At 64.6% G+C, this 17661-nt stretch carries 17 protein-coding genes; 5 read left to right on the plus strand and 12 right to left on the minus strand.

Annotated features, from left to right (window positions below; translation table 11 throughout):
- Position 1: 1 nt before the first annotated feature.
- Genes O6R08_RS08205 through O6R08_RS08215 form a run of 3 tightly spaced genes read left to right on the plus strand, consistent with a single transcriptional unit; the run spans position 2 to position 3728 of the window.
- Positions 2–1264: an energy-coupling factor transporter transmembrane component T gene (locus O6R08_RS08205; RefSeq protein WP_271417691.1), complete on the plus strand. Its 1263-nt coding sequence runs from the start codon at positions 2–4 to the stop codon at positions 1262–1264.
- A complete protein-coding gene (locus tag O6R08_RS08210; RefSeq protein WP_271417692.1) occupies positions 1261–2916 on the plus strand; it encodes an ABC transporter ATP-binding protein in 1656 nt (551 codons plus the stop codon). Before O6R08_RS08205 ends, O6R08_RS08210 begins: the two co-directional genes overlap by 4 nt.
- Positions 2913–3728 (plus strand): ECF transporter S component, encoded by an 816-nt coding sequence (locus O6R08_RS08215; protein ID WP_271417693.1) that lies wholly within the window; start codon positions 2913–2915, stop codon positions 3726–3728. Before O6R08_RS08210 ends, O6R08_RS08215 begins: the two co-directional genes overlap by 4 nt.
- Here the strand turns inward: O6R08_RS08215 and O6R08_RS08220 are convergent.
- Together O6R08_RS08220 and O6R08_RS08225 are read right to left on the minus strand one after the other, a co-directional pair.
- Positions 3712–5325: an ABC transporter permease gene (locus O6R08_RS08220; protein WP_271417694.1), complete on the minus strand. Its 1614-nt coding sequence runs from the start codon at positions 5323–5325 to the stop codon at positions 3712–3714. The genes O6R08_RS08215 and O6R08_RS08220 overlap by 17 nt on opposite strands.
- Positions 5307–6095 (minus strand): ABC transporter ATP-binding protein, encoded by a 789-nt coding sequence (locus O6R08_RS08225; protein ID WP_271419326.1) that lies wholly within the window; start codon positions 6093–6095, stop codon positions 5307–5309. The genes O6R08_RS08220 and O6R08_RS08225 overlap by 19 nt, the downstream gene beginning before the upstream one ends.
- Before the next feature lie 287 nt (positions 6096–6382).
- Between O6R08_RS08225 and O6R08_RS08230 the strand changes: the two genes are divergently transcribed.
- A complete protein-coding gene (locus tag O6R08_RS08230) occupies positions 6383–7003 on the plus strand; it encodes a superoxide dismutase (RefSeq protein ID WP_271417695.1) in 621 nt (206 codons plus the stop codon).
- A gap of 374 nt (positions 7004–7377) precedes the next feature.
- The gene (locus tag O6R08_RS08235; RefSeq protein ID WP_271417696.1) at positions 7378–8742 is read left to right on the plus strand and encodes an MFS transporter; all 1365 of its coding nucleotides are present in this window, start codon (positions 7378–7380) and stop codon (positions 8740–8742) included.
- A 38-nt stretch (positions 8743–8780) separates the two neighbouring features.
- Here the strand turns inward: O6R08_RS08235 and O6R08_RS08240 are convergent, their stop codons facing one another.
- From O6R08_RS08240 to O6R08_RS08285, 10 genes are all read right to left on the minus strand, one after another.
- Entirely contained in the window at positions 8781–9413 is a 633-nt protein-coding gene (locus O6R08_RS08240; RefSeq protein WP_271417697.1) for a hypothetical protein, read from the minus strand.
- On the minus strand, positions 9410–10663 hold the full coding sequence (locus O6R08_RS08245; protein WP_271417698.1) for a glycosyltransferase: 1254 nt from the start codon (positions 10661–10663) through the stop codon (positions 9410–9412). The genes O6R08_RS08240 and O6R08_RS08245 overlap by 4 nt, the downstream gene beginning before the upstream one ends.
- Before the next feature lie 114 nt (positions 10664–10777).
- Positions 10778–11350 carry a 50S ribosomal protein L17 gene (rplQ, locus tag O6R08_RS08250; RefSeq protein ID WP_271417699.1) on the minus strand — a complete coding sequence of 191 codons (573 nt, stop codon included), beginning with the start codon at positions 11348–11350 and terminating at the stop codon, positions 10778–10780.
- Positions 11351–11803: 453 nt separating this feature from the next.
- The gene (locus O6R08_RS08255) at positions 11804–12823 is read right to left on the minus strand and encodes a DNA-directed RNA polymerase subunit alpha (RefSeq protein WP_271417700.1); all 1020 of its coding nucleotides are present in this window, start codon (positions 12821–12823) and stop codon (positions 11804–11806) included.
- A gap of 265 nt (positions 12824–13088) precedes the next feature.
- On the minus strand, positions 13089–13694 hold the full coding sequence (gene rpsD, locus O6R08_RS08260; protein WP_271417701.1) for a 30S ribosomal protein S4: 606 nt from the start codon (positions 13692–13694) through the stop codon (positions 13089–13091).
- Between the two features lie 30 nt (positions 13695–13724).
- The gene (gene rpsK / locus O6R08_RS08265; RefSeq protein ID WP_004809011.1) at positions 13725–14132 is read right to left on the minus strand and encodes a 30S ribosomal protein S11; all 408 of its coding nucleotides are present in this window, start codon (positions 14130–14132) and stop codon (positions 13725–13727) included.
- Between the two features lie 71 nt (positions 14133–14203).
- The gene (rpsM, locus tag O6R08_RS08270) at positions 14204–14578 is read right to left on the minus strand and encodes a 30S ribosomal protein S13 (RefSeq protein ID WP_271417702.1); all 375 of its coding nucleotides are present in this window, start codon (positions 14576–14578) and stop codon (positions 14204–14206) included.
- 379 nt (positions 14579–14957) lie between these two features.
- Positions 14958–15071, minus strand: coding sequence for a 50S ribosomal protein L36 (gene rpmJ, locus O6R08_RS08275; protein ID WP_002514836.1), 114 nt, complete (start codon positions 15069–15071; stop codon positions 14958–14960).
- A gap of 78 nt (positions 15072–15149) precedes the next feature.
- Positions 15150–15371: a translation initiation factor IF-1 gene (gene infA / locus O6R08_RS08280; RefSeq protein ID WP_002514837.1), complete on the minus strand. Its 222-nt coding sequence runs from the start codon at positions 15369–15371 to the stop codon at positions 15150–15152.
- Positions 15372–15489: 118 nt separating this feature from the next.
- Positions 15490–17586 carry a prolyl oligopeptidase family serine peptidase gene (locus tag O6R08_RS08285; RefSeq protein ID WP_271417703.1) on the minus strand — a complete coding sequence of 699 codons (2097 nt, stop codon included), beginning with the start codon at positions 17584–17586 and terminating at the stop codon, positions 15490–15492.
- Positions 17587–17661 lie beyond the last annotated feature (75 nt).

The raw sequence follows: 17661 nt of genomic DNA on the forward strand, positions 1-17661 counted from the left end.
CATGTCGAGATTAGTGACGAGGACGGCCGACCCGGTCGTCGAGAACCCTTCCACGTCCACCCACGGCACCACCCGGACAGTCCACCCATGGTCGTGGTGGGGCTGGGCAGCCGGCTGCGGCATCGCCATCAGCCTCACCAACAATCCCCTTCTCGTCGCCCTCCTCACAGCAGCCGTGGCTCTCGTCGTCGTCCTGCGTCGCACCGACGAACCCTGGGCTCGCTCCGCCGGCGTCTACGCAGGCATGGCCCTGACGATTGTCGTCATCCGTGTGTTCTTCCAGGTCTTGATAGGAGGAGACGGGACGGGAACCGTCCTCTTCCGCCTGCCCGAGGTGTCCCTGCCAGACTGGGCAGCCGGAATCCGACTCGGTGGGCCAGTCACCGCCGAGGGCCTGGCCGCCACTGGCTACGACGCCCTTCGCCTGGCCGGGATGCTGATCTGCTTCGGCGCCGCGAACTCCCTGGCCAACCCACGACGAGTCCTCAAATCCGTTCCGGCCGCCCTCCATGACATCTCGGTGGCCGTCGTCATCGCATTGTCGGTCTTTCCTCAACTCATCGTGTCGGTGCAACGAGTCAGGCGGGCCCGACGGCTGCGCGGTGACACTCGCCAGGGAATAAGAGCCCTCGTCGCGGTGCTCGTCCCCGTCCTGGAGGACTCGGTGGAGATGTCGATGTCCCTGGCCCGCGGAATGGAGTCGCGCGGGTACGGACGCACCCGCGATGACCGTCGGGTCCGCCCCGCCACGCGGATTCTGCTCGTCGTCTCGGTGATGGTGCTGACTCTGGGCTGCTACGGCATTCTCGCCAACCCGACCGGGCCCTTCAGCGCCGACCCGTCGACCTGCGCCCCCGGCAGCCTGTGCTCGTGGCTCCTGGCCGACCGGATGGGCCAACACATCGGCATCGTGCTCATCGTCGTCGGGATCCTCGGGTCGATCATTGGTCTGCGAGTCTCGGGGCGGCGTCTCGGGGTGAGTCGGTACCGCCCCGATCCCTGGACCTGGCATGCAACCGCGTCATGTCTGTGCGGTGCCGCTGCAATGACGGCCATGATGTGGCTGTCCCAGGCCAATCCCAACGCCATCACCGTCTCCACCTCACCGGTGATGTGGCCGCCGCTGGAGCCGGCCATGCTCATCGTCGTCGTGGCGGCCGCCCTTCCCGGAGTGTTCACCCCGGCACCCCAACGATCAACGTCAACCGACCCGCAGGAGGCGGCCCCGTGGAAACCCCGGAAAGATCAGGTGCGCACGTCATGACCAATGTCATCACCCTGTCAAACGTGTCGATTACCCACCCGGGCGCCACAGCTCCAACGCTCAGGGAGATCAACCTCACCGTCGAGGAGGGTGACCTGGCGCTGGTCATCGGGCGAACCGGCACCGGCAAGTCGACCCTGCTCGGCTCGCTGAACGGGATCGTGCCCCATTTCACCGGTGGGCGTCTCGACGGCACCGTGACGGTGGCCGGGCGTGACACCCGCACCCATCGTCCTCGCGACCTGGCCGATGTCGTTGGAGTCGTGGGGCAGAACCCGCTCAACGGATTCGTCACCGACACCGTCGAGGACGAGATCGCTTACGGTATGGAACAGCTCGGCATCTCCCCGTCGGTGATGCGCAAGAGGGTTGAGGAGACCCTGGACCTCATGGGGATCGCCGAGCTACGCCGCCAGGCCCTGTTGAGCTTGTCCGGCGGTCAACAACAGCGAGTGGCCATTGCGGCGGTGCTAGCTGCTCAACCCCGCATTCTCGTCCTCGACGAGCCCACCAGTGCGCTGGACCCCACCGCAGCCCAAGATGTTCTTGCCTCCATCACCACGCTCGTCCATGACGTCGGTCTGACGGTAGTGCTCGCCGAACATCGGCTGGAACGCGTCATGCATGCCGCCGACACCGTCTGGTGGTTGCCGGGCGACGGGTCGGTCGTGCAGGGTCGTCCGGAGGAGGTCTTGGCTCGCGCTGACGTCGTTCCCCCGCTGGCCTCCCTGGGCCGAACGCTGGGATGGCCGACCGTCCCGCTGTCGGTACGCGAGGCCCGTCGTCGCGTCGGCCCGCACCCCGAACTCCCGGATGCGCCACAGCCCTCGGAGGCCATGACCTGGCGGGGCCACGGTGACGAGGTGCTGAGGCTGGAAAAGCTCAGCGTCGATTACGGGAAGGTGCATGCCGTCGACGCCGTGACGACGACCCTGGAGCGCGGAACCGTCACCTGCCTCATGGGACGAAATGGGTCCGGCAAGTCATCGCTGATGTGGGCGATTCAGGGGGCGACGAAATCGTCGGGAAAGGTCCTTGTCAACCACGATGGCTCCTGGACAGACCCACGCAAGGCGAAGGCCGAAACCGCGCGGAGCATGGTGAGCCTGGTGCCCCAATCCGCCGCCGACCTGCTCTATCTGCCCACAGTGGCCGAGGAATGCGCCCAGGCTGACAAGGAGTCCGAAGTTCCCGGGGGAACCACGCGGGCGATCCTCACTCAGTTGGGCGTGGAACTACCGGAAGATCGCAACCCTCGTGACATGTCAGAGGGTCAGCGGCTGGCCCTCGTGCTCGCGATCCAGCTGTCCAGCCGCCCTGACGTCGTTCTCCTCGATGAGCCGACCCGCGGCCTCGACTACGCCATGAAGAACGAGCTGGGGCGGATCGTCAGGGACATCGCCGCCGGGGCCACTGGATCCCCTGCTGCCGTCCTCCTGGCCACCCATGACGTGGAATTCGCCGCCGCAACGACCGACCGCACCATTGTCATGGCGGCCGGCCAAATTGTTGCCGACGGATCCACGCGCTCGGTGTGTACGTCTTCCCCGGCCTTCAGCCCGCAGATCGCCAAGGTCTTCCACCCGGCCGACGTCATGACCGTCGAGGATGTCGAGAAACTCGTGGGGAATCCGGGAAGTGCAGGCCGATGAGCACCCCACGAAAGCAGAACGTCGCCGTCCGAACGTCAACGACCTCACGGGTGTTGCTCGTCGTCACCGCGATCATGGGGTTGCTGGCCTTCTGCTGGCCGCTGTTCCTGAACCCCGGCAGCTCAGCCGACTACGAGACGCGCACCCCCTTCCTGTTCGCGGCGATCCTGCCGGTGGTGCTGGCCGTCGTGGTGTCCCAGCTGAGTTCCGACGGAATCGACGTCAAAGCCCTCGCCATGATCGGCGTCCTCACCGCATGTGGGGCTGCACTACGCGGCCTCAGCCCGTCGATGGCGGGCATCTCCTTCGTCTTCATCCTCATGATTCTCGGCGCGAGGGTGTTCGGCGCCGGGTTTGGGTTCATCCTCGGCACAACGACGATGTTCGCGTCAGCCCTGCTCACGGCTGGTTTCGGCCCGTGGCTGCCGTATCAGATGATCGCCTCGGGGTTCGTCGGGCTGGGAGCGGGTCTCCTCCCCCGCGCCAGGGGAAAAGCTGAACTGGCGTGGCTGTGCGCCTGGGGATTCGTGTCCGCCTTCATGTACGGCTGGCTGATGGATTTCGCCTTCTGGCCGTTCAACCTGGGCACCGACACCCAACTCTCCTTCAACCCGCACGCGTCGGCGTTGTCGAACCTGTGGCACTTCGTGTTGTTCAACCTCGCGACGTCCATGGGCTGGAACCTGGGCCGGGCACTCACCAATGTCGTCTGCCTGGCATTGTTGGGAGGACCGATTCTGCGAGTGCTGCGCCGGGCCGCCCGACGCGCTCAGTTTGGGGACTTGACCCCGCCGCTCACGCGATCGGAGTGATGCGCTTGAGCACCTCGTCCCAGCTACGATCGAGTCGCCGACCGCCCACAATGATGCCGACATGCAGCATCAGGAAGGACCACCCCAACCCGGCGACGAAGGTCAGCCAAATGCTCCACTGAGCGGCGTGTGTCACACCCACGACCACCACGAGCGCAATGATCGGGATAGCGGTGATGAGTCCGGCGACCATACCGATGAACCCGCCCAGGCAACCAGCGCCAGCCGACGACCCGGAGCCCGAGTTGAATCCTCCCCCTTTTCGGCTCTCAGGAACCCGCATCGGACTGACGACGCCTATCCATGAACCGATCCCTATCGACAGCATCAAGGCACCGCACGCTTCAGCGACCACCACCGGCAGGAGCTCCCAGCGGCCAACCCGCCACACCATGGCAACGGCCAGCAGCACACCAATCGGCATGGTGACGACAAGGTAGGCGACCGCACGACCGCGCCGGTCCTGCGCCCCGGTCACCGACGCCTCGATGTGATGCCACAGGGCCGTCCCGTCGTAGCTGATGAGGGAGCCGGCATACAGCGGTATGGCGCACAGCATGGCCATGAAGGGAGCCGCGGTGAAAACGAGAACTGCGTGCGGGTTGCGAATCTCGTCGCCGCCATTGATGAAGGTCGGGATCATTCCGAGGATGGGGATCAGGAAGGTGTTGAGTAGCAAGGACATCATCCGGGGATCACGCTTCATGTAGCGCAGGGTGCGTCCGGCAATCGCCCCCGTCGGAGTGGCCGGGAACATGCGGTCGATCCGGCTTTCGGCCTTGACCTTCTCGGCGCCGCCACCATCTCCGGTTGGCGAGACGAGACGATGATCGACGATCGCCTGCCAGGCCCACACCATGAGCACAAGACCAGCGAGGGCCAGGACGAGCTTGACGATGACGAGCAGCCACAGGCCGCGGGCAGCCTCCCACGGCATCGACCAGGCCCAGCCCAGCGGGGTCCAGCCGATGATCTTCCCGGCGCTGACCGGAACCGCGTTGGTGGTCGCATCGGCCGTTACCCCGAACTGCATTCGGATGCCCACGCCAAAGAACACGAGGACAACGAGCACGGTCATGGCCTCGCGGAATCGACGCTTGGCCATCACCGCCGATATCGCTGCCAGCACCAGATTCGACGCAATCACGGCGCCGGCCCATCCGAGCAGGACACCGACAACGGCTACCGCGATCGTGCCGACGCTGTTCCACACCAGAACGTGCGAAGCCGCTACCAGCAGGGCAATGACTCCTCCCAAGCCCAACAGACTGGTGGTCACGAACGCGGGCATGAGCTCCCGGGCACGCCTCGGGAATATGGCGTATCGGGAAGGGTCGGTGTAGATCGGTTGGGCGCTGAATAGCACCGGCAGCGCGATCCAGAAGACGATGAGAGACGCCCCTGCTGTCGTTACGGTCGCCCCGCGCAGATCGACGCTCAGTTGGCCAGACGACAACACGTAGGCGAAGTAGGTTCCTCCCAGGAACAGGGCCATCAGGAGGATGCCGATCAGCCCGACCCTTTCTGACGCCTTGGCACCTTTCCGGAAGGGGGCCAGGGTGGTTGCCCACTGGTATTTCAGGACGTGCGCAACCACGTGAGCCCCTCCCCGGTATTGGCATTTCCGCCGACAAGCTCGACGAACCTGTCTTGCAGGGACTTACCTTGGCGCACGTCGTCGACCGTTCCTATGGCGTGAAGTTGTCCTTTGGCGATGACGGCCACCGAGTCGCACAGGGATTCGACGAGTTCCATGACGTGACTGGACATGACGACCGTCCCGCCGCCATCGACGAAGTGGCGCAGGATTGCCCGGATTGTCTGCCCGGACACTGGGTCGACAGACTCGAAGGGTTCGTCGAGGACGAGCAGGGCTGGGTCGGCGATGAGGGCGCAGGCCAGACCGATCTTCTTGGTCATACCGGCGGAGTAGTCGCACACCAGGGTGTTGGCGGATTCCCCCAGGCCGAGGGTGTCGAGGAGTCCGTCGGTGCGTTCATTGGTGGTGGCCTCGTCAAGGCGGTGCAGCATCCCGCAGAAGCGAAGCAGCTCTCGGCCTGACAACCGGTCGAAGGTCTTCATCCCGTCGGGCAGGACACCCATGTGAGCTTTGGCCGCAACCGGGTCTGCCCAAACGTCATGGCCCAGCACCTCGATGCGGCCGCTGTCAGGACGCAGCAGTCCGGTGACCATTGACAGGGTCGTCGTCTTGCCGGCTCCGTTGGGTCCGACGAAGCCGAACATGGACCCGCGCGGAACCCACATCGTCAGGTTGTCGACGGCCACCTTGGTGTCGAACCTCTTGGTGAGACCCTCGATCTTGATGGCTGGGACGCTCGCTGGCGGGGCCATCTCCGGAGTGGACATGCCGGTGGGCTCGCTGGGCCAAGATCTGGTGGGGTCAGTCACGCCGTTCATTAAACCACGTTGTCAGGTCACTGATCAGAGGTCGCACCGATCCCGGCAACCGGCGGGGCGTAGGCACCATCCCCGGCAGTTGACGGGCCACCTCGGATCGATTTCCCCGCATTGCCTGCAAACTCTCGCGGTAGTGGGAATGATGGAGACAGTTTCGGTGTTAGACCGAACAACCGGCCTCGCCAGGGCCACGTCATGACGGAGGCCATGACGCATCTCGTTCCGCAGGAGGAAGAATGGCTGTTTACACCCTTCCCGATCTCGACTACGACTACGGCGCACTGGAGCCCCACATCTCGGGCACGATCATGCAGCTCCACCATGACAAGCACCACAACACCTACGTGCAGGGTGCCAACACCGCCCTGGAGAAGCTGGCCGAAGCCCGCGAGAAGGGCGACTTCGGAGCGATCAACAAGCTCGAGAAGGATTTGGCCTTCAACCTCGGTGGTCACATCAACCACTCCGTCTTCTGGAAGAACATGTCCCCCGACGGCGGCGGCCGCCCCGAGGGCAACGAGCTCGCCGCTGCCATTGACGAGTTCTTCGGTTCCTTCGACGGGTTCAAGAAGCAGTTCGAGGAAGCCGCCAAGGGCGTTCAGGGTTCCGGCTGGGGCATGCTCGTCTGGGATGTTCTGGGTCAGCGCCTCAACACCATGCAGTTGTTTGACCAGCAGGGCAACCTGCCGTCGGGCCAGATCCCGATCGTGCAGCTCGACATGTGGGAGCACGCCTACTACCTGCAGTACCAGAACGTGAAGGCTGACTACGTCACCGCCTGGTGGAACGTCGTGAACTGGGCCGACGCCCAGGCTCGCTTCGATCGCGCCCGTTCCCAGACCCCGGGTCTCATCTGAGACACCGTCTGAACTCGCGAGGGGCTCGTCGTCGTGACGAGCCCCTTGTTGCGTCTACGGTGCCCCTCCGCGAGAACGCTCGACCCACCACCTCAACCCACCACCTCAACCCACCACCTCAACCCGCCAACCGGTGGTAATCCCGAAGACTCATGACCCGGCTGCTACGTGAGATGGCAACCCCACTCCATCTTTTCGGAATGTGCACGGGACCTAGGAGTCCCTGCACGGCGGTCGCTCCACAGGTAAGGTTGAAAAAGGGCCGGATACTCAACGATCCGCCCGACAGCCACGAGATGGCGTGTTGAACGGCCGACGCGGCCACTCAGCATCGCCTCGTGGTGTACTGTCCGCCACCGGAAGGGGCTGCCACAATGGCCGCCAACACCCCGCTCACCAGTTCGACGCCCGACACCGAAATAGCGTCAACACACATCTCTCCGGAGTCCAGACGTTTCCTGCGCCGTACCACCGCCGCCACAGCATTCGGAGGAGGACTCGACGGATTCGACCTCGGCATCATCAGCGTCGTGATCCTGCACATCAATCACGACCTGGGACTCACTCCCGCCATGGAAGGCCTCGTCGGGGCTGCAAGCCTGCTCGGTATCTTCATCGGCGCCCCGCTCTTCGGCTACCTCACCGACAAATTCGGTCGCAAGAAAATGTTCTTGGTCGACATCATCTCTTTCATCGTCATCGGCATCGCCCAGGCTTTCGCGATGGGTGGGGTCTCCCTGGCCATCCTCAGACTCCTGCTGGGCATGGCCGTTGGCGCCGAGTACTCGATCGGCGCACCGATGCTCTCGGAATTCGCCCCGGCCCGAGAACGCGGATCGAAATTGGCTTTCCTCGAACTGTGTTGGCGTATCGGCTTCCTCATCGCTGTCCTGCTGGGTTACGCGCTGCTGTGGCTCGGAGTTTCGTGGAAGTGGATCCTGGCCACCTCGGCCATTCCTGCCCTCATCGTCCTGGGTTTGCGGATCGGTCTTCCGGAATCCCCACGCTGGCTGTTACGTCACGGTCACGAGGCTGAAGCCCGCGCAATCGTCGAGAAGTACATGGGACCGGACTACTTCGAAGCCGAAGAGCTGGCCGAGGAGTCAGTCGACAAGGACGGATACCGCAAGCTCTTCCGCAAGGGGCAGCGACGGCGCACCGTCTTCGTGTGCATCTTCTGGACATGCATCGTCACCCCGTACTTCGCCATCTTCACCTACGCTCCGAAGGTCTTGGAGTCTCTCAACGTGAAGTCCCAGGCGGTTGGAACGATCCTGTCGAACACGATCGGCGCAGTCGGTGCCCTCATCGGTCTGCTGGCCATCGACCGGATCGGTCGCCGCCGCATGCTCATTGGCCCATTCTGGCTGCAGACGGCGGTACTGCTGGTCGTCGGTCTATGGACGAACGCGCCGTCGTGGGTGCTGGTCGTCGGTCTGGCGACCTTTGCCCTGGTCAACTCCTACAGCGACATCCTCACGGCGGTGTATCCGTCAGAGATCTTCGACACCGACATCCGCTCCAGCGGAGTCGGGTTTGGGTCGGCGATGAGCCGTATCGGCGCCTTCCTCGGCACCTACCTGTTGCCCATTGGCATCGGGACAATCGGCATCAAGTGGTGCATGGTCATCGCGGCAGGGCTGTGCGTCATTGGCGCGGTGACCGGCCAGTTCATGGCCCCGGAGACCATGAACCGGTCCCTCACCACGACGTCTACTGGCGAACTCATGGACACCTGAGGCCACACTGGCCTGGGCCGGTCCTCAGGCCACCCCTCTTAGGCGGAGACGCCGAATGGCCGGTACACCCACCTCTGGACTCCCGACCTCGTCAGCCACGACTTCCACACATTGGCGACGACGATGGGGGCCAGGGCGACGGTGGTGTCGATGCTGTTGAGCCTGGTGCGGTCCAGGACGTCGGTCAGGGGAACGAAAGCGACGTTCCCGGCGGTATTGCCCGGCCGCGATGCGCAGACGTCGAGTTCCTTGCCGCCGTAGGTGACGCGCAGCCAGTTGTGGCCGGTGTGGTACCAGGGGTGGTGCTCCAACCGGACGCGCGCTGCGTGGACTGGCCGCACTTGGAATCCGAGTTCCTTGAGCACCCGACCCAGGACGATGTTGTACTGCCCGGAGTGCCCGTGCCCGGCTGCGAGAGATTGCTCCGGGCTGAGCCACAGATGCCAGCAGGAGTAATGGGTGTACATCCGGTGGACCAGGTGGGTGGCCTCGTCAACGAGGTCCCAGCCGCTCTTGCCCGTCGCCCGGCACGCCGCGACGACGTCGTCAAAGGTGCGCAGCGGTTTACCGTCGGGTCCATCTGGCAGTCCCGGTTCTGGTTTCGGGGCGGCGACGACGACCGGGACGACGACTGCTGCCACCCCGGCCAGCACGAATGGGATCTTCTTCATCTGCGCTCCTGTGGTTCGTCGTTCTGCCGGGTGTCGGTGTGCTGGGTGTCGGTGTGCGGGGCAAGCGGATCGTCGACGCCGCTACGCGCGTCGTGACGGTCCTTGAGTTTTTGCTTCCAGTAAGGCTTCGTCCCGGGTCGGGCTGCGATCTCGGAGTGGATGGCGAGCATCTTGTCGACGCTGGCATCCCAGGTGAACTGTTCAGCTCGTCGTCGGGCAGCCACGCGCAAATCAGGTCCGAGGCGGGCCATCAGACGCTGGGTGGCGTCGGCCAGACCATCGGCGTCGGGGGTACCGGCCTCACCACTGCTCGTGTCGACGATTTCGTGAGCGCCACCGCTGTTGGCGGTGACCACGGGTGTGCCGCAAGCCAGTGCTTCCAGGGACGCCAACCCGAACGTCTCTGCAGGGCACACCGACATGGCGATGTCTGCTGCCGCGAATCGGCGGGCAACCTCGTCACGTCCGGCGACGAAACCGTTGAAGAAGACGGGGGCGTCACCAGCCTGCTCCTTCATGGCGTCCTCGTCCGGACCGACTCCGTACATGTCCAGGCGTAGCGGGATGCCGCGGCGATGCAACTCGGCTGCGGCTGCGACGGCCATCTGAGGGCTCTTCTCGTGGCTCATCCGGCCGACGTAGCACAGTCTCAGCACGCCGTCGGGATGCGGTGTCGACATGCCGGGTTCTCGTTTGTCCGGGTTGAAGGTCTCCAGGTCGACGCCGAGAGGCACCTTGACCAGATGTGCTCCGGTGTCTGCAAATTCGCCCGCCGAGTAGTCCGAGGTGACGACGACCACGTCGAAGGACTTGGAGAGACGACGATCGAGGGCGCCAACGACGGCAGCGACGCCAAACTGGCGACGAATCCACATTGCCAGCATGTCGTCGAGGCGTTCGTGGCTGAACAGGACTGAACCGATGCCGCGTCGGGCCGCCCAGCCGGCAGCGGGTGTGAGGGTCCACTTGTCGGAGGACTCGATGGATGTGGGGCGGAACCGGTCGAGGATGTCGAGGGCACGCCAGGGCGTGGCGATCATGCGGTAGCTGGCGGAAATTCGTGGGGCGGCGATCTCGACGGTGATACCTGACTCTGACTCGCTGATGCGGTCCTTCGGCCCCGGGATGACGAGGATCCGCTCGTGACCTGCGGCAACGTATCCCTTGCCGAGGGCGTCGATCGCCACCTTCATGCCACCGGACACGGGGCCGACGAAGTTGGCGAGCTGGGCAATGCGAAGGGTCGTCACTTCTCCAGCCTATGTGGTGATGATGGAAGGCAACCTCCGGGGTGCGCAATGAGGTCGCAGAAAAGACAAGCGCCGGCCCCCTGAGGGGTCGGCGCTTGGATGTTGGCAGGAGTGTCAGGCCTCGGTCTTCTCCTCGGCCTTCTCGCCAGCCTCAACGGCGTCCTGCTCTGCGGCCACGGGAGCCTCGGCAGCGGCGTTCTCGGCCAGGGTGTTGTCCTCGATGGCAGCGTCACCGTCCTTGGCCTCGGAGTCCTTGGCGTCAGCCGACTCGGTGGCGGAGTTGATCTGCTCCTTGGCGTCGGCAGCGCTGGCGGGAGCCTTCGGGGTCACCTTCTCGGTGATGATCTCGATGACGGCCATGGGGGCGTTGTCGCCCTTACGGTTGCCGATGCGGGTGATGCGGGTGTAGCCGCCGTCGCGACCCTCCATGAGGGGGCCGATCTCGGTGAAGAGGATGTGCACGACGCCGCGGTCGGTAATCGTGCGGTTGACGATGCGACGGTTGGCGACGGTGTCGGTCTTGGCTCGGTTGATGAGCTTCTCGGCGAGCGGGCGGACGCGCTTGGCCTTGGTGAGAGTGGTCACGACGTGGCCGTGCTCGAAGAGCTGGCTGGCCAGGTTGCGCAGGATGATCCGCTCGTGGGCCGGTGATCCGCCAAGACGGGGACCCTTGGTGGGCTTCGGCATTCTTTTCTCCTTGTGTGTCGGTGTGGCGGGCAGGTGGACCCGCCTCGGTCCGGCTGAGGGAGGACGGTTGTCCTCCCCTCCCCTTCCCCGTCAGGCGACGGGTGGGGGTGTGGCCAGGGTCCACCCCCCTGGCCTCCCCTCCGATGAGAGGAAATCTTTGGTTGTCACGAGCGGCTCGGCTGGAACGGGCCTGCGGTCACGCAGCCCGACCCGCTCGGGGATGCAAGGGGGTCGCCCCCGCAACATGCCCAGCAAACTCAACCCACTACTCAACCACAAACACGTCTGTGATCACGCAGCAAGGCCGACCCGCTCGGGGGTCGCAAGGGGGTCGCCCCCACAACATGCCCAGCAAACTCAACCCACTACTCAACCACAAACACGTCTGTGATCACGCAGCAAGGCCGACCCGCTCGGGGGATGCAAGGGGGTCGCCCCCCTTGCATCAAAAGATCAGTACTGCTCGGTCTCCGCGTAATCGTCGTCGTCACTGGCCTCGTCGTAGGCCTGGGCGGCGGCGAGCGGGTCAAAGCCCGGTGCGGAGTCCTTGAGAGCCAGACCGAGCTCGGTCAGCTTCTCCTTGACCTCGTCGATGGACTTGGATCCGAAGTTGCGGATGGCGAGCAGGTCCTGCTCGGAGCGCGAGACGAGTTCCCCAACGGTGTGGATGCCCTCACGCTTGAGGCAGTTGTACGAACGCACGGTGAGGTTGAGTTCCTCGACCGGGGTTCCGAGGCTCTCGGCGTACTCCTCGTCAACCGGCCCGGACCCGATCTCGATGCCCTCGGCGTCGGCATTGAGCTCGCGGGTCAGACCGAACAGCTCGACGAGGGTCTTGCCGGCAGATGCGACGGCGTCGCGCGGCTGGATGCTCGGCTTAGTCTCGACGTCGACGACGAGCTTGTCGAAGTCGGTGCGCTGCTCGACTCGGGTGGCCTCCACCTTGTAGGTGACCTTGAGCACCGGGGAGTAGATGGAGTCGACGGCGATGCGACCGATCTCGGCGTTCGGGTCGTCGTTGAGGGCGCTGGACACGTAGCCGCGGCCACGCTCGACGATGAGTTCCATCTCGAAGCGACCGTCGTCGTTGAGGGTGGCGATGTGCAGGTCCGGGTTGTGAATGGTCACGCCGGCCGGCGGATTGATGTCGGCTGCGGTGACCTCGCCGGCACCGGACTTGCGCAGGTACATGGCGACGGGCTCGTCCTCCTCGGAGGAGAGCACCAGGCCCTTGAGGTTCAGGATGATCTCGGTGACGTCCTCGACGCAGCCCTCGATGGTGGAGAACTCGTGCTGGACTCCCTCGATCTTGATGCTCGTCACGGAGGCGCCCGGGATGGACGACAGCAGGGTGCGACGCAGCGAGTTGCCGATGGTGTAGCCGAATCCGGGCTCCAGCGGCTCGATGATGAACTTCGAGCGGAACTCGGAGATGGGTTCCTCGGTGAGGGTGGGGCGCTGTGCGATGAGCATGTTTTCTACCTTTCGCGCCGACCGCTATATGAAGGCGCAGAGGGGAACAGGATGACGGGAACTCCCCGCCTGGAGGTTATTCAGTTTTTGTGTGGCGGCTCCCACGGGATCGGGAGCCGCCACAAGTTCGGTACGGGGTCATTCCCCGCAACATCCCCAGCAGACTCAACCCGCTCGGGGGTCGCAAGGGGGTGATCCCCCGCACCCTCCCAAGCAAACGTGAACCGCTCGGGGGTTGCAAGGGGGTGATCCCCCTTGCCATTGATTACTTCGAGTAGAGCTCGACGATGGCCTGCTCGTTGACGTCGATGATGATCTGCTCACGGGTGGGCAGCTGGTGGACCAGGATGCGTCCCTTGTTGGGGCGCACCTCCAGCCAACCCGGGACGTCGCGGGTCTCGAAGGTCTCGCGGGCAACGACGATCGGGTGGAGGTCCTTGGACTTCTCACGAACGTCGATGATGTCGTGGGTGGTCACACGGTAGGAAGGAATGTTGACCTTCTTTCCGTTGACCAGGAAGTGGCCGTGGCTGACCATCTGGCGAGCCTGACGACGGGTGGCAGCAAGTCCGGCGCGGTACACGACATTGTCGAGACGCGACTCGAGGATCTGCAGCAGGACGTCACCAGTCTTACCCTGGGCGCGGTCTGCCTCCTCGTAGTAACGACGGAACTGCTTCTCCAGAACTCCATAGGCGTAACGAGCCTTCTGCTTCTCGCGCAGCTGCTGGGAGTACTCGGAGTCCTTGGTACGACCGCGACCGTGGACACCCGGGGGGTACGGACGACGCTCGAAGGACTTGTCGTTGCCGACAAGGTCAGTCCCGAGGCGGCGGGACTTCTTGGTGAGGGGGCCGGTGTAACGGGCCATTGTGTATCAGTCCTTTGCTCTCGGAGTGGGTCAGACGCGGCGGCGCTTCGGCGGGCGGCATCCGTTGTGCGGAACGGGGGTGACGTCGGAGATCGGGCCGATCTCCAGGCCGACGGCCCCGAGGGAACGGATGGCGGTCTCACGGCCGGAGCCGGGACCCTTGACGAAGACGTCAACCCGCTTCATGCCATGCTCCATGGCGCGACGCCCGGCGGCCTCGGCGGCCATCTGAGCGGCGAACGGGGTGGACTTGCGGGAGCCCTTGAAGCCGACGGTGCCGGCAGAGGCCCACGAGATCACCGCACCGGAAGGATCGGTGATGGCGATGATGGTGTTGTTGAACGTGCTCTTGATGTGCGCCTGTCCGGCGACGACGTTCTTCTTCTCCTTGCGGCGCACCTTGGTCTTGGGTGCAGCCTTGCGGCCTGCAGTAGCCATGTGATGTCTCTCCTGAAATCAGTGTGATCTGCGCATCGATGAAGGTTCGTGAGTGCCCGTTGGGCAGTGACTCACTTGGCCTTCTTCTTGCCGGCGACGGCCTTCTTCTTGCCCTTGCGGGTACGGGCGTTGGTGCGGGTGCGCTGACCACGGACCGGCAGTCCACTGCGGTGACGACGGCCCTGGTAGGTGCCGATCTCGATCTTGCGGCGGATGTCGGCGGCCACCTCACGGCGAAGGTCACCTTCGACGTGGTAGTTGGCCTCGATGTGGTCACGCAGGGCCACCAGCTGATCATCGGTCAGCTCGTGGACGCGCAGGTCACCGCTGATCTCGGTGGCCTTGAGGGTTTCGATGGCGCGGGTGCGGCCGATTCCGTAGATGTAGGTCAGGGCGACCTCGAGGCGCTTGTCGCGCGGCAGGTCGACTCCGATGAGGCGTGCCATGTGGCATCCCTTTCTTGTTCTTTCGACTCGAACGATGTCGGGCCGCGAAGGTGTCCGGCGTGGAGCGTCCTCGTCATTTGTGACAAACGGTGGACGGTGTCTGACCGTCCGACGAGGCCCCGGCCTTCGTCCGGGGGTGGTGGCCCGAATCCGTGCTCGATGGTTTCGAGCGGGGCTCCGGGACGTGCTTCCACGATGTCCCGGGCAGTGCCCGGGAGGTCTGCACCGGCGTGTGCAACCGGTGCGTTTTCTGTTGTGCAGTTAAGTTGTTCACCGCTCCCACCTGGCGGGTGGGCCTGACGGTGGACCTCAGGGGCCGAACCCCTGCATTCCTGCTGACCGTCGCGTGGACGATCTGCGATCCCGTCGCGGCGTGGGCTCAGCCCTGACGCTGCTTGTGGCGCGGGTTGTCGCAGATGACCATCACGCGGCCGTGGCGACGGATGACCTTGCACTTGTCGCAGATCTTCTTGACGCTCGGCTGAACCTTCATGAGATTCTCTTTCGCGTAACGGTCCCCTGACGGGAACCTGGGTGGTGCGCCGTTAAGCGCTTGGCAATGAGCCGCAGCTCACTTGTGGCGGTAGACGATCCGGCCGCGGGTGAGGTCGTAGGGCGACAGCTCGACGACGACACGGTCCGACGGCAGGATTCGGATGTAGTGCTGACGCATCTTGCCGCTGATCGTGGCAAGAACGCGGTGCCCATTCTTGAGTTCGACACGGAACATGGCGTTGGGCAAAGCCTCAACGACAGTTCCCTCCAGTTCGAGTGCTCCCTCTTTCTTGGCCATTACGTCCCATCTGTCCGCTGGCCGCACCCCCTGCGGGCGCGGCTATTGGCTCCGCGCACACGGAGCCAACAGGTAACGATACCCCCTGGGAGCCGTCAGCCCAAAATTGACGACGGAGTCAGAACTGCGGCGTCAGGCCCGTGAACTCGGCGATGAAGGCGAGCTTGTCGGCAGCGGCGTTCACCCTGGATGCTCGCGGACGCCCGGCGCCGTGGCCCACCGACCGGTCGATACGGGTCAGGATCGGGGCGTCCCCGCCCTGGGCTCGCTGCAAGGTGGCGGTGAACTTGTGGCTGTGGGCTGGCACGACGCGGTCGTCGTGGTCTCCGGTCATGACGAGGGTCGCCGGGTAGTGGCGTCCTTCCACCACGTTGTGCAGCGGCGAATAGGCCAACTCGACCTCGAAATCGTGGGCGTCGTCCGGGTTGCCGTAGTCCGACATCCACGCAGCCCCCGAGGAGAACTTGTGGAATCTCAGCAAGTCGAGCACCCCGACCTCAGGAACGGCAGCAGCCAGCAGGTCCGGGCGCTGGGTCAACACGGCGCCGGCCATCAGACCGCCATTGGATCCGCCCGTGATCGCCAGGGTGTCCGGGGTGGCCAGACCTGCGTCAATGAGGGCGAGGAGGACACCGATGTGGTCGTCGAAGACGTGCTGCTTGTTGTCGAGGATGCCGCCGCGGTACCACTGGGCCCCGAACTCGCCACCGCCGCGAGCGTTGACGATGGCCACCGCACCTCCGGCTTCCATCCATGCCTGCCACAGCGGCGAGTGGGTGTTGGTGGTAGTGACGTCGAAACCGCCATATCCGTAGACGATGGTCGGCAGCGGCCCAGTCGCGTCGTTGGTCTCGTCGCGCATGTACCAGTAGGGCACCTGGGTGCCGTCGGCGCTGGTGGCATGGCGCCGCTCCACACGGGCGCAGAACTGGCCGGACTCAGTGGATTGGACCTTCTCCAACCGCCCGGTTGTGGCGTCAAGGTGGTAAATGATGTTCGGGCTACTCGGGCCAGTGGCGTGAATGAACACATCGGGTTGGTGCTCGTCGGCAGCGGTGAGGAGAACAGCACCGGCCTCGACGTCAACGTCACCAAGGAACTTCCCGGAGTTTGACCACCGGCTGATGCGCGGGGAGACGTCAACCATGTGCACAGCGACAACGACATCCTCGGCCAGGACCGCCGTCGACAGCGGGTGCTCGGTGGAGGCAATGACCTCGGTGGGAGTTGGCTTTTCGGCAGACAGGTCAAAACTGACGAGTCGGTACGTCGGGGTGGTGTCGTCGGTGAGGATGAAAAGGGTTGACCCGACAATGCCAATGATCTCGTGGGCCGCGTCAGCCTCGGCTATGCGACGCCCTTCGTCGACGACGGAGTGGCCGTCTTCGAGGTGATGACGGAAAACCGTCAGCCCGTTGTCGTGCGAGGTGCCAATGGCATCACTGACGACGATCCAACCATCTCCGGTGCGCTCGCCGTCCTCGCCGATATCGTGGCTGACCTCACCCCAGTACAAGGTCCCTTCCGGACCTGCCGGAAGCACCTCGGTCTGCTCGCCAGTGTCGGTGCGCACCATGACCAGACGCGGGTCGCCTGCCGCCTTGGTGACCGCGGTCTCGCCAGTCTCCTTGTCCGGGAAGTCCAGGACAAGCAGGCTGACCGAATCGGGGAACCAGATGACGCCGCTGAACTTGGTGCGGATTCCGGGGTCGCGCTCCTGGCCGGAGTCCAGGTCGCGCAGGGTGAAGGAGGTCCAGTCAGAGCCGGCCGCAGAGCTGGCCCATGCGAGGGTCGAGCCGTCAGGGCTGATGGCCGCGGTCTGCAGGGAGGTCGTACCGTCCTTGGACCAGCCGTTGGGGTCGAGGAGAGTGGTGGGGTTGTCGAACAGGTCGCGCCAGTTCTCAGCTGCCTGCACCACCGGCTGGGCTGCGTGGCCGTCGTCGTGCCACATGAGGTAACGACCGCCACAGTGCTTGGCGATGATGTCAACAGGCAGCGAGTACAGCTCAGTGAGGCGGGCGCGGAAGGATTCCCGTGCCGACAGCGTGCCGAGGGCTTCCTCGGTGAAAGATCGCTGACGATCCACCCAGTCGACGGTCTCGGGTGAATCGGCGTCCTCGAGCCAGCGGTACGGGTCCTCGATGGTGTGCCCGTGGAGAGTTTCGACGACGTCGTCGCGGCGAGTCTGTGGGGCGGGGCCTGTGGTGAAGCTCATGACAGACATACAACCACCCTCGTCAACCCCTGTTGTCAGGTTGACAAGGTGACCCCGGCGACCACCACGAGAACT

Source organism: Cutibacterium equinum, from assembly GCF_028021195.1.
GTDB classification, from domain to species: Bacteria; Actinomycetota; Actinomycetes; order Propionibacteriales; family Propionibacteriaceae; genus Cutibacterium; species Cutibacterium equinum.

Coding starts and splice junctions, on each gene's coding strand:
- rpsK (WP_004809011.1), bottom strand. CDS start 14,132: ATGGCTACTGCAGGCCGCAAGGCTGCACCCAAGACCAAGGTGCGCCGC.
- O6R08_RS08205 (WP_271417691.1), top strand. CDS start 2: ATGTCGAGATTAGTGACGAGGACGGCCGACCCGGTCGTCGAGAACCCT.
- O6R08_RS08235 (WP_271417696.1), top strand. CDS start 7,378: ATGGCCGCCAACACCCCGCTCACCAGTTCGACGCCCGACACCGAAATA.
- O6R08_RS08215 (WP_271417693.1), top strand. CDS start 2,913: ATGAGCACCCCACGAAAGCAGAACGTCGCCGTCCGAACGTCAACGACC.
- rpmJ (WP_002514836.1), bottom strand. CDS start 15,071: ATGAAGGTTCAGCCGAGCGTCAAGAAGATCTGCGACAAGTGCAAGGTC.
- O6R08_RS08210 (WP_271417692.1), top strand. CDS start 1,261: ATGACCAATGTCATCACCCTGTCAAACGTGTCGATTACCCACCCGGGC.
- rpsD (WP_271417701.1), bottom strand. CDS start 13,694: ATGGCCCGTTACACCGGCCCCCTCACCAAGAAGTCCCGCCGCCTCGGG.
- O6R08_RS08255 (WP_271417700.1), bottom strand. CDS start 12,823: ATGCTCATCGCACAGCGCCCCACCCTCACCGAGGAACCCATCTCCGAG.
- O6R08_RS08285 (WP_271417703.1), bottom strand. CDS start 17,586: ATGAGCTTCACCACAGGCCCCGCCCCACAGACTCGCCGCGACGACGTC.
- infA (WP_002514837.1), bottom strand. CDS start 15,371: ATGGCCAAGAAAGAGGGAGCACTCGAACTGGAGGGAACTGTCGTTGAG.
- rpsM (WP_271417702.1), bottom strand. CDS start 14,578: ATGGCACGCCTCATCGGAGTCGACCTGCCGCGCGACAAGCGCCTCGAG.
- rplQ (WP_271417699.1), bottom strand. CDS start 11,350: ATGCCGAAGCCCACCAAGGGTCCCCGTCTTGGCGGATCACCGGCCCAC.
- O6R08_RS08230 (WP_271417695.1), top strand. CDS start 6,383: ATGGCTGTTTACACCCTTCCCGATCTCGACTACGACTACGGCGCACTG.
- O6R08_RS08225 (WP_271419326.1), bottom strand. CDS start 6,095: ATGTCCACTCCGGAGATGGCCCCGCCAGCGAGCGTCCCAGCCATCAAG.
- O6R08_RS08240 (WP_271417697.1), bottom strand. CDS start 9,413: ATGAAGAAGATCCCATTCGTGCTGGCCGGGGTGGCAGCAGTCGTCGTC.